We start from the raw sequence: 10,844 nt of genomic DNA, 5'->3' as shown, positions 1-10,844 counted from the left end.
CGACGTGCCGATCACGTGACCGCCCCCCCGCGACGCAATGCGCTGCGTCATCGCGTCGAATCCCCCGCCCCATTCGTCCGGCTACGTGCGCGCGTGGTCGTACAGCCCCAGCACCAGCGCGTTGGCCAGCGCCAGCGGGTCCGCCAGCTCGTACACGAAGTTGCGCACCGGGTCCGCGGCGATGCTGTCGGCCGGGACGGTGGTGTCGGGGGCGGCGGTCTGCGCGCGCAGGGCCGTCGGCAGCAGGACCGTCGCGGCGAGCGCGACCCATCCGCGAATCATCATCCGTCCAGCGGTTCGGGAGGGGGATACCGGCGAAAACGCCGCTCCCCAAGACGCGAAGGCGCGCCGGAAAGTTCCATGCGCGCCTCCGTTCCCTCGCCCACCGCCACGAATCACGCGAACCCGCCGCCGCCGTAGACGCCCGTCACGAACGGGTTGGAGACGCGCTCGTGGCCCACGGTGGTGTCGGGACCGTGGCCGCTGTGCAGCGTGGTCTCGTCCGGCAGCGTGAGGACCTGCTCGCGGATGGAGCGCATCAGGGTCTGGAAGTCGCCGCCCATCAGGTCCGTGCGCCCGATGGAGCCGTTGAAGATCACGTCCCCCACCAGCGCCACGCCGTCGCCCACCAGGATCACGTGCCCCGGCGCGTGCCCCGGCGCAAAGCGGATGGCCATCGCGCAGTCGCCAAAGCGCACCACGTCCCCCACCACCAGTTCGCCGTCCACCGGCGGCAGCGGCTCCAGCGGCACGCCGAACATCTGCGCCTGGAACGGCGCGGCGTCGTACAGCTGCCGGTCCGCGGGATGAAGGAGGATGGGGACGTCCAGCTGGCGCCGGGCCAGAGGGATCCCCTCCACGTGGTCCAGGTGCGCGTGCGTCAGCACGATCTGCTCGATCGTAATCCCCGCCGCGCGCGCCGCCGCGATGGCGTCCCCCGCCGCCGCGCCGGGATCCACCAGGATGCCTGCGCCCGTGCGCGCGCACGCCACCAGGTAGGTGTTTTCGGCGAACACGCCGCCCGTGAACGAGCGGACCGTCACCTCGCCCGCGCCCGCCGCCTCAGCCACGGAGCGCCCCCAGCACCTCGTCCGCGCCGTGCGTCCCCGGCTCGGCGTAGGCAATGCGGCCGTCGCGGCCGATCAGGTAGGTCGCGCGCGCCACGCCCGCGTCCGTCAGCACCCCGTACGCCGACGCGATCTCCGCGTTGTCGTCCACGATGAGCGGAAAGTCCAGTGTGTACTTGTCGCGAAAGTCCACGTGGCTGTCCAGGCTTCCCGGGTTCACCCCAAAGCGCGCCACGCCCGCCTCCAGGTACCGCGCGCCCTCGTCGCGCGCCAGGCACATCTGCCGCGTGCAGCCGGGGGTGTCGTCCTGCGGATAGAACATCAGCAGCACCGCCTGGGTGCCGCGAAAGTCCGGCAGCGCAATCCGCTCGCCGTCCGTCGTCTGCGCCGCGAACACCGGCGCCTCGCTCCCCACCGGCAAAAGCCCTTCGGCCATGGTTCCGCTCCCTGGATCGGTTCTTTGTTCAATGCGCCGGCCGCGATGGAACCACGGCGTTCGGGCGTGTCCCTGCGCTGCGCTCCGGGCCGGGCTGCGCGCGCCGTAGGCAACGATACGACTGTTGCCAACGGCGTCGAGCCCCCGGCGCGCACCACCGCCGACGCGTTTCCGCTGCGTTCGTGCATGCGCGCCGGTGTCTCGCCCCTGCGGGCGCGTATCCCTCACGCAAAGGCGCGGCCCGGGGGCCAAGATGGCACCGGCGGCCGCGCGCGGCAACGCATCCGCCGGCGGGGGCGGCATTCAACCTGCACGCGTGTTAGATTGGTTGCACGGCGCCCTTTCGTACCCCCAATGGGCGCGCAGAGCCTGAGCCAAGACGGCCGATGAACACGCAAGAAGAAGTTCTCCACCAGCGCACCGAGGTGCTTCTGGACGAGTGGCGCGACTTCGTGCGGGAGTGCGAGGCGGGCTACGGGTGGAACGTGTACGAGTACCACAACGACCTCTCCGTCCGCGACCGCCTGCAGACGTGCATCGACGAGGGCGACGCCGACCTCGCCGCGCAGGTGGAGGAGATCGACGCGCGCTTTCGGGCGCTGCTGCAGCCGGGCGTGCAGGTGGGTCCCGAGGACGGCCCCTGGTGGCACCGCGGCGTGCTTCGCTACGCCGGCCCCGACCTGGCCACTGAGCTCAAGGACTGGTTCCAGGCAGACGTCGAGGTCCGCGAGCCGCAGGCCTGACGCCGGTCGTCCCCTCCGCGCAACAACGGCAGCCCCTCGATCCCGGGAGGCTGCCGTTCGCGGATTGTGGAGCCGAGTTCTTTGCCGATCTGTCGGATAAGAAAGCCGCCACGCACCGTACCTGTCTGATCAACTTCGTTTGGCAGCACGCTGTCATTCTGAGGGAGGCGCCGCGCACAACCGTCTTCGCGCTCCAGGGCCATGGCGCCGACCGAAGAATCTCTGTCCGGAGCGGGCGGGCTCTCGCGCCAGAGCCAGTTGTAGCCGACGGGATGGTGGGCCCATCCGGCAGATTCTTCGGTCAGCGCACACGCGTTCCTGCATCCCGACCGTACTGCGTGTGCGCCTCCGCTCAGAATGACACCTTCCGCGGACTGTTCTTTCCGGATTCGAGGTCACCCCTCTCGTGGCCGTTCCTCGAACTGCTGGCTCGACGACTCGTCCCACTTCAGAGGAACGCGGCACCCGCTCCGATTCTGAGGCTTACGGCTCCGCCGACAGGGTGAAGTCGTGGCGATACAGGCCCTCCTCCGCGAAGGTGCGCGCGATTCCCTCCACGCCAAGCCCCACCGCCGCGGCCCGCACGTGCAGCTCAACGCCCAGCGGCAGCCCGCACAGCAGGTAGCGTCCGGATGAATCGGAGCGCGTTTCCAGCGGGTTGAGCGATACTCCGTCCGTCGGCTGCAGCTCCGGATCCGCGAAGCTGGACCAGACGGATGCGTCCGTCACGGCCAGATCCCGGTCGGAGTCGCGCACCTGGCCCAGCAGCGCCGCCAGCGTCACCGTCGTGCCCGGGCACTCGCCCTTGCGGGGAAGGGCCAGCGTGACCGCCGCCGTCTCGCCCGACGCCAGCGCCACCGGGCGCATCCGCATCACCAGCAGCAGCGAGTCCGTGCGCGGGTGAAAGAACGAAACGCGCTGCTCGCCCTCGGGCAGGCCCGCCAGGCGGAACCGCCCCGCGTCGTCCGTACGCGCCGCGTGGTGCGTGCCCGCCACGTACACCGTGGCGCCGGCCAGCGGCGCGCCGCGGACGCTGTCCACCACCACGCCCTCCAGCGCCGCGGTGCCCTGCCGTGCGGGGCCAATGCGGTCGACGTCGTGCACCAGCACCACCTCGCCGCCGGCCTCCAGGATGCTCACGCCCAGGCGCTCCGCCGTCACCTCCAGCTCCACCCCCTCCAGCCGCGCCAGGTCGCCGATGTGCACCGTGTTCCCCCGCAGCGGCACTTCGCGCGGTGCATCCTTCGCCATCTGTGGCATGCGGATCCACCAGCGCTCCACGATCCAGGCGCCGTTCTCCAGCCGCGTGAACTCCACCCGCCCGCCAAAGTGATTCACCGGCACCGGCTGGCGCCGCAGGTGGCGCGTGTACTGAAACTCCAGGTGCCGCAGCTCGCTGGTGCGCCGGTCAAGCCACAGCACGCCGCGGATGTCGGGCGTGGAGTGCCCCCGCACCGGCTCGAACTCCAGCCCCAGCAGCTCCGCGTCTTCCTCCGTGCTGGCGCGCAGGCGAAGGCAGTGCGTGTCCAGAAAGTCGTCGGAAAGCAGGTTGGCGGCATCTACCCCGTAGTAGGTGAAGCCGCCGTCGCGCTCCGCCCGCACGTACCCGCCCGTCGCCAGCTCCCGCGCCGGCGCGCTGGCGAACGTGGTGCGGTCGAACCCCGAGCGCATCCGCCGCTCTTCCCCGTGCACCGCCAGCGAGCCCAGGGCACGGGTGCGCTCGTACGTCATGGTGGTGAACGGCACGCCCCCCTGCTCCTGCGTCCACGCCGCCAGCGACAGCGCCTTGCGGGCCTCTTCCCACGCCTGCTCCAGCGCCGCGCCCCCGGACGGCCGTACCGTGCAGCGCGCGCCGGCGTCCGAAGCGATCGGCGCCAGCAGCACGGGGCGCGTCGCCACGCGCATCGGCGCCTCCAGCACCGCGCCCGCGGCCAGGTCGAACGGTTCCGACGTCACCGTCTGCACGCCGATGCGCTCCACCCGCAGGCGGTACGAGCCGGGCGCGGGCGCGTTGTGCTCAAACTCGCCGCCGGCCCCGCTGATGTTGGCGCGCACGCCGTCACCGGTGGCGTCCAGCAGCACCACGAACGCGCCCGCGACGGGCTGCTGGGTGGCCGCATCGGTCACGCGGCCGCGGACCGTCTGCGCCGACGCCGGAACGGCGAGCGCCAGCAGGAGCAGGGAGATGATGCGAAGGATCATGGATTGGATGGGAGACGAGAGGACGCTACGCGTGGGCGGCACGCGCCGGAGACAGGATTCGAGGTACAGTACGAGCGCGAAACATTCGAGGTTCCATGATTCTGGCGACTGGGGGCGTGTTTGAGAAGTGGTCCTTCCAACGAGAGCGTTTGATTATCCCGAGGTTGAGTTAAGGGGGTCGCCAACCCTCCGCGCGATCAGTCATCCTGAGGGAGGCACCGCGCCGTATCCTGCTTGCACGAAAGGCTTTGGCGCCGACCGAAGGACCTTGCCAGCAGAACTGATGGGCTGGATGCTCAGCGCGAAGCATGCCCCTCGCGAGCGGAAAGAAGGTCCTTCGGTCGCGCGCAATCTGCTTTTGTGACTTCTGGTTGCACGTGGTGCGCTCCCTCTGGATGACGCCGCTTCGCTGTCCTGCCCAAAGGTTCGGCAACACCCTGGCCTCAGCCTCAGAGTGTGTTCAAGAATCTACCAAGAACTTGATTTCCTGAGGGAGGCGCCGCTCCGAACCTGCTGCCACAAAGACACTTGGCGCCAACCGAAGGATCTCGCTGGCAGCACCCGAGGGCTGAATCTGTGCCGCCAAACCAGCCCCGCGATCGCCGAGACGAGATCCTTCGGTCGCGCGCAAGCGGTTGTGGTTGTGGAAGCTACGGTGTGCGCTCCTCAGGATGACACCGTGCCTCCGCCGGAGCAGGTGCCACATCTATCCCCCTCTACGTCGTTACGGGTTGGCGGACAGGGTGAAGTCGTGGCGGTACAGCCCCTCCGTCTCGAACTTGCGCTGGATGCTCTCGGGTCGGACCGCAGCCGCCGTGGCGCGCACGTTCAGGTCGGCGCGCAGCGGAAGCCCGCACAACAGGTAGCGCCCCGCGGAATCCGAGCGCGTCTCCACCGGCTGCCCGGCCCCGCGCGTCCGTCGTCCGCCCGCCCGCCGCAGCGTCGCCACGATCGTGGCGTCCTGCAGCAGGCTGTCGGTGTCCGCGTTGCGAACCTGGCCGATGAGCGCCGCGCGCCGCGCGTCCCCGGCCAGACCGGAACACTGGGCATCGCGTGGCACCGCCAGCGTGACCGCCGTCGTCTGCCCGGGAGCGAGCGCCACGTCGCTCATGGGCATCACCAGCAACAGCTCGTCCGTTTTCGGGTGGAAAAAGGAGACGCGCTGCGTGCCATCCGGCAGCCCCGGCAGCCGGAAGCGGCCCGCCGCGTCCGTCCGCGTGGAGTGGTGGGTCCCCGCCACATAGACCATGGCCCCGGACAGCGGCGTCCCCCCCGCGCCGTCGACCACGATCCCCTCCAGCGTGGCCGTCCCCGTCCGGGCCGCGCCCACGCGGCCGGCGTCGTGCACCAGCAGCACCTCGCCGCCGGCCTCGCGCATCGTCAGCCCGATGCGATCCGCGACCATCGTCAGGTCGCGGTCGTTCAGCGAGGCCAGCTGCTCGGTGCGGATGGTGCGCGCGCCCACCTGTACGCTCCACGGCGGCGTGCGCGCGAACTGCGGCATGCGGATCCACCAGCGCTCCACGATCCACGCCCCATTTTCCAGCCGCGCGAACTCCACCCGCCCGCCAAACCGTTCCAGCGGCACGGGCATGGGCTGCATGTGGCGGGTGTAGCGATACTCCACGTGCCGCAGCTCGCTGGTGCCGCGGTCCAGCCACAGCACCCCCTCCACGTCGGGACGCGGGTACCCGGGCACCGGCTCGAACCGCAGCCCCACCAGCCCCGCCAGGTCGCGCCGGCCGGCCGGCGGCCCCACGATGCGAAAGCAGTGCGTGTCCAGAAACTCGTCGGAAAGCAGCGTCGCCGCGTCCACCCCGAAGTAGTGGTGATTTCCTTCGCCATCCCGCCGCACGTACCCCAGCGCGGCCAGCTGTCCCGGCGGCGCGGTGAGAAAGGTACGGCGGTCCAGCCCGGATTGCATCCGCCGCTCTTCCTCCCCGATCCGCAGCGAGACCAGCTCGCGCGTGCGATCGAACGTCATGGTGGTGAACGGCACGCCGCTCTGCTCCTGGGTCCACGCCGCCAGCGACAGCGCCTTGCGCGCCTCGTCCCACACCTGGTGCAGCGGCACCCCGCCCGAAGGGCGCACCGTGCAGCGCGACGCGGCCTCGGCCACGATCGGCGGCAGCATCACCATCTGCGTGGCCACCTGCATCTCGAACGGCACCGTCGCCCCCGCGGCGATCTCGATCGGCGACGAGATCACCGTCTGCGTGCCGATGCGCTCCACGCGCAGGCGGTAGGTGCCGGCCCGCGGCGCGCGATGCTCGAACTCGCCTTCTGGACCGCTGAGCGCGGCGCCCACGCGGGTGCCCGACGCGTCCAGCAGCACCACGAACGCGCCCGCGATCGGGCGCCGCGACCCGGCCTCGGTCACATGGCCGCGGACGGTCTGCGCGGACGCCGGGACGGCGGCCGCCAGCAGGAGCAGGGAAAGGATGCGAAGGATCATGGCTCTGCCGGGGAGGAGGGGGCAGGTTCCGAGGTCCACGGGGGATGCGAGGACCGGAGCGCAACGCCCCGCGTCGCGCGTTTCTGACGCACCATGCCCTTCGGGAAGCACCGATGCCGTCTACGGAATCATCGATCCTCCGTAAGGTCAGTATTGTTGAAAGTGGCGATCGAAGCACAGCGCCCAAACAGCTTGACCAAAAACAACCACCGCGCCTTTGTTGAACAGTGTGCGCCTCACTTCCGGGGTGCGCAGGATTCCACACGACCGGAGGCTCAAACGATGGAATACCAGATTATCCGAGGTAACGACCCTGGCGCGGTAGGGCGACAAGTGACGGAAGCGCTCAAGAATGGATGGATCTTGCATGGCGGATTGGGCGTTGGAGGTGAAACTCCGCTAAGCGCGCATTATGCTCAGGCGCTAACACGCGATAGCGCAGCAGGGAAACAGGCTACGCGCGGAGGCATGACCGTCGACATCTGAGATACAACCGGGCGACCTGTTTCACCCATACTGAGCGAAGCAGCTACGAACGAGGCGTTGATGTCGCTAGAAGCCAGAACGACAGAGGGCCGCTCACGCGAGCGGCCCTCTGTCGTTTACCGGATTCCGCCGTCCGCCTACTTCACGAACAGCATGTCGCGGTACGTGGGCAGCGGCCAGTAATCGTCGGGGATCACCTTCTCCAGGCGGTCCGCCGCGTCGCGCACGGCCAGCATGGCCGGGATCACGTTGTCGCGCACGTGGTAGGCCTTGCTGTGCACGTCCTCGCCGCCCAGCTCGGCGTTCTGGGCCACCAGCGCGTCCAGCGCGTCGCGCAGCTCGTCCACCAGCCCGTTGACGATCTGCACCGTGCGGGTAAGGCCGCGCGTTTCCACGCCCAGCGTGCGGGTGCGGTCCGCCGCCGCCACCAGGTCGTTCAGGTAGCGCACCGCGGCCGGCAGGATCATGGTTCCCGCCATGTCGGCCGTGGTCTCGCCCTCGATGTTCACCGTCTTGAAGTACTGGTCCAGCGCCACCTCGTGCCGGCTCTCCAGCTCGCGGTGCGTCAGCACGCCGTACTTTTCGAACAGCGCCCGGTTCCTGGCGCTGGCCAGCGTCTCGAAGGCGTCCAGCGTGGTGCGCAGGTTCAGCAGCCCGCGCCGCTCCGCCTCGTCCTGCCAGTCCTGGCTGTAGCCGTCGCCGTTGAAGACGATGCGCTTTACGCGGCGCACCTCTTCGGCGATCAGCTTGGAAAGCGCCGCCTCGAACTTCACCCCGTTCGCCAGCTCCGCTTCCAGCGCCGTGTTCAGCTCGTCCAGCGACTCGGCCATGATGGTGTTGAGCACCGTGGCCGGGAACGACACCGACTGCGACGAGCCCGGCGCGCGGAACTCGAACTTGTTGCCGGTAAACGCGAACGGGCTGGTGCGGTTGCGGTCGCCGGCGTGCTGCGGCAGGTGCGGCAGCACCGGCGCGCCAAAGCCCAGCAGCCCGCCCTGCTTGCTCTCCGTGGCCGTCCCCGCGCGCTCGATCTGCTCCAGCACGTCCGTAAGCTGGTCGCCCAGGAACACGGAGATGATGGCCGGCGGCGCTTCGTTGGCGCCCAGCCGGTGGTCGTTGCCCGCGTGCGCCACCGACGCCCGCAGCAGGTCCTGGTGCCGGTCGACCGCGCGCAGCACCGCCGTGCAGAAGAAGAGGAACTGCATGTTGTCGTGCGGCGTGTCGCCCGGCTCCAGCAGGTTGGCGCTCTCCGTGCCCAGCGACCAGTTGAGGTGCTTGCCGCTGCCGTTGACGCCCGCGAACGGCTTTTCGTGCAGCAGCGCCGCCAGGCCAAAGCGCGGGGCCACCTTGCGCAGCGTGATCATCATCAGCTGCTGATGGTCGGCCGCCAGGTTGGCGTTCTCGTAGATGGGCGCCATCTCGAACTGCCCCGGCGCCACCTCGTTGTGCCGCGTCTTCACGGGCACGCCCAGCCGGTACAGCTCGCGCTCCACCTCCATCATGAACGCCAGCACGCGGTCGGGGATCGACCCGAAGTAGTGGTCCTCGAGCTCCTGCCCGCGCGGCGGCTTGGCGCCGATCAGCGTGCGGCCGGTGGTCAGCAGGTCGGGCCGGCGGTAGTAGAACTCTTCATCGACCAGAAAGAACTCCTGCTCGGGGCCGCACGTGGCCGTCACCCGGCCGCCCTTGACGCCAAAGAGCGCCAGCGCGCGCTGCGCCTGCTTTTCCAGCGCGTTCATGGAGCGAAGGAGCGGGATCTTGGTGTCCAGCGCCTCGCCCGTCCACGACGCAAAGGCCGTGGGGATGGACAGGTAGCACCCCGCCTTGGTCTGCACGATGAACGCGGGCGAGGTGGGGTCCCACGCCGTGTAGCCGCGGGCCTCGAACGTCGCGCGCAGCCCGCCGCTGGGGAACGACGACGCGTCGGGCTCGCCCTGGATGAGCTCCTTGCCGTTGAACTCGGCCACCGCCCCGCCGCCGGAGTTGGGCGTGATGAAGCTGTCGTGCTTTTCGGCGGTGCTGCCGGTGAGCGGCTGGAACCAGTGGGTATAGTGGCTGGCCCCCTTTTCCAGCGCCCACTCCTTCATCGCCAGCGCCACGGCCTCGGCGACGGACGGATCCAGCGGATCGCCGTGCTCTACCGTGCGGATGAGCGCCTTGTACACCTGCTTGGGAAGCCGGGCCCGCATCTCGGCCATGCCAAAGGTGTGCTGGCCAAACAGCGTCTCGATGTCCATCGGCTCGGCGGCGGGGCGGCCGGCGGAGCCGTTGCGCGCGTCGCCATCCCACGACTTCGCGGCGGCCAGCGTGTCGAAACGGGCGGATGTCCTGGGCATGCTGCGACCTTTTTGCAGGGTTCTGGGCGAAAAGAAAAGTGTCTACCGCTACGGGGCGACCGCCGCCCCGTCCGTCTGCGCCGCGTCCGTGCGCGGCCCCAGCGCCAGCGCGCTGGTTTCCTTGATGGTGCTCAGCACAATGCTGGTGGTGGTCCACTGCACCCCCGGCCACGACTGGATCTCCGCCAGCAGCCCCTCGAGCGTGCTGGTGCTGTCCGTGCGGATCTTGAGCAGGTGGCTTCCCTGCCCCGTCACGCTGTGGCACTCCAGCACCTCGGGATGGCGCTCCGTCTTGGCGCGGAACTCCGGGTAGTGGTGCGACCCGTTGATCCCCACGAAGATGAACGCCGTTACGTCGCGCCCCACCCGCCGCGGGTCCACCAGCACGGTGAACTGCCGGATGATGCCGCGCTCTTCCAGCTTGCGCAGCCGCTCGCCCACCGCCGGCGACGAAAACCCCACCGCCTGCGCCAGGTCGTGCTGTGAAGTGCGTCCGTGCTCCTGCAGCATCTCCAGGAGCCGGATGTCGATGTCGTCGAGGCGCGCTGGACCGTTCACCTAAGTTTTTTAAGTCTGGAGTGTCTTACGCCTTCATTTCGCAAACAATAGCAGACCGCCGCCGCCAGTGCAAGAGGCTTACCAACTCCTCCGCAAAAGAAGCGTGGTTCCGGTGGATGCGGGATGATGCGGTGGAGATCGAAGCGTGCGTCCGCGGGGTGCCCCTCCCCCGGCCCCTCCCCGTTCGTTCCTCACGGAGAGGGGAGAGTTCGATCCCCGGCTTTATGCCGTTTTTACTTTCCCACGCGGTTTGTGGGAGTTTGGGGGAGGTGCGCGAGTGGTGCTCGCCCGGAGGGGGCTCCGGATGTGCGAGACGAACCAGCCACACACGCGAATCCCCGCCTCCGCAGCACGCGGAGGCGGGGATTCTCGATCAACGGATACCGGTCGCTTACCGATTCCCGCGGCGCAGGTAGTTATTTACTCCGCCCGGTAATTAGTTTGCGGCGGCGTACTTCACATGCGTGCCGAGGAAGTAGCGTTGGACCAGGTCGGGCCGACGCTTCCTGGCTTTGAGGAAGGTGCGGACGTTCGCGATCAACTGCTTCACGTTGTGCACAC

The 10,844-nt window shown here is 69.2% G+C and carries 9 protein-coding genes; 2 read left to right on the top strand and 7 right to left on the bottom strand.

Features of this window, described 5'->3' with window-relative positions:
• Nucleotides 1–81 precede the first annotated feature (81 nt).
• The 3 genes from ACOJUJ_RS29525 to ACOJUJ_RS29515 all read right to left on the bottom strand — a co-directional run bounded on the left by ACOJUJ_RS29525 (nt 82) and on the right by ACOJUJ_RS29515 (nt 1,503).
• A complete protein-coding gene (locus ACOJUJ_RS29525; protein ID WP_420130521.1) occupies nt 82–285 on the bottom strand; it encodes a hypothetical protein in 204 nt (67 codons plus the stop codon).
• A gap of 110 nt (nt 286–395) precedes the next feature.
• Nucleotides 396–1,070 (bottom strand): MBL fold metallo-hydrolase, encoded by a 675-nt coding sequence (locus ACOJUJ_RS29520; protein ID WP_420130520.1) that lies wholly within the window; start codon nt 1,068–1,070, stop codon nt 396–398.
• Nucleotides 1,063–1,503, bottom strand: coding sequence for a peroxiredoxin (locus ACOJUJ_RS29515; protein WP_420130519.1), 441 nt, complete (start codon nt 1,501–1,503; stop codon nt 1,063–1,065). Before ACOJUJ_RS29515 ends, ACOJUJ_RS29520 begins: the two co-directional genes overlap by 8 nt.
• A 386-nt stretch (nt 1,504–1,889) precedes the next feature.
• On the opposite strand from ACOJUJ_RS29515, the gene ACOJUJ_RS29510 reads away from it, so the two are divergent.
• Nucleotides 1,890–2,246, top strand: a complete 357-nt coding sequence (locus ACOJUJ_RS29510; protein ID WP_420130518.1) for a hypothetical protein — start codon at nt 1,890–1,892, stop codon at nt 2,244–2,246.
• A 483-nt stretch (nt 2,247–2,729) separates the two neighbouring features.
• Here ACOJUJ_RS29510 and ACOJUJ_RS29505 read toward each other — a convergent pair whose 3' ends face one another.
• Together ACOJUJ_RS29505 and ACOJUJ_RS29500 are read right to left on the bottom strand one after the other, a co-directional pair.
• Nucleotides 2,730–4,448, bottom strand: coding sequence for a carboxypeptidase regulatory-like domain-containing protein (locus ACOJUJ_RS29505; protein WP_420130517.1), 1,719 nt, complete (start codon nt 4,446–4,448; stop codon nt 2,730–2,732).
• Nucleotides 4,449–5,172: 724 nt separating this feature from the next.
• Entirely contained in the window at nt 5,173–6,903 is a 1,731-nt protein-coding gene (locus ACOJUJ_RS29500) for a carboxypeptidase-like regulatory domain-containing protein (RefSeq protein ID WP_420130516.1), read from the bottom strand.
• A 93-nt stretch (nt 6,904–6,996) separates the two neighbouring features.
• Here ACOJUJ_RS29500 and ACOJUJ_RS29495 point away from each other — a divergent pair, with 93 nt between their 5' ends.
• The gene (locus ACOJUJ_RS29495) at nt 6,997–7,389 is read left to right on the top strand and encodes a DUF1737 domain-containing protein (protein ID WP_420130515.1); all 393 of its coding nucleotides are present in this window, start codon (nt 6,997–6,999) and stop codon (nt 7,387–7,389) included.
• A 137-nt stretch (nt 7,390–7,526) separates the two neighbouring features.
• On the opposite strand, the gene ACOJUJ_RS29490 is transcribed toward ACOJUJ_RS29495, so the two are convergent.
• The gene (locus ACOJUJ_RS29490; RefSeq protein ID WP_420130514.1) at nt 7,527–9,725 is read right to left on the bottom strand and encodes a glutamine synthetase III; all 2,199 of its coding nucleotides are present in this window, start codon (nt 9,723–9,725) and stop codon (nt 7,527–7,529) included.
• Nucleotides 9,726–9,773: 48 nt separating this feature from the next.
• Complete coding sequence (locus tag ACOJUJ_RS29485; protein ID WP_420130513.1) at nt 9,774–10,283, bottom strand: Lrp/AsnC family transcriptional regulator; 510 nt, start codon at nt 10,281–10,283, stop codon at nt 9,774–9,776.
• Nucleotides 10,284–10,844: the final 561 nt, after the last annotated feature.

The sequence above is a fragment of the Longimicrobium sp. genome (assembly GCF_048594345.1).
In the GTDB taxonomy this organism is placed as follows: domain Bacteria; phylum Gemmatimonadota; class Gemmatimonadetes; order Longimicrobiales; family Longimicrobiaceae; genus Longimicrobium.
The sequence above is the reverse complement of the archived record's forward strand: the minus strand, read 5'-3'. Positions and strand labels throughout refer to the sequence as shown.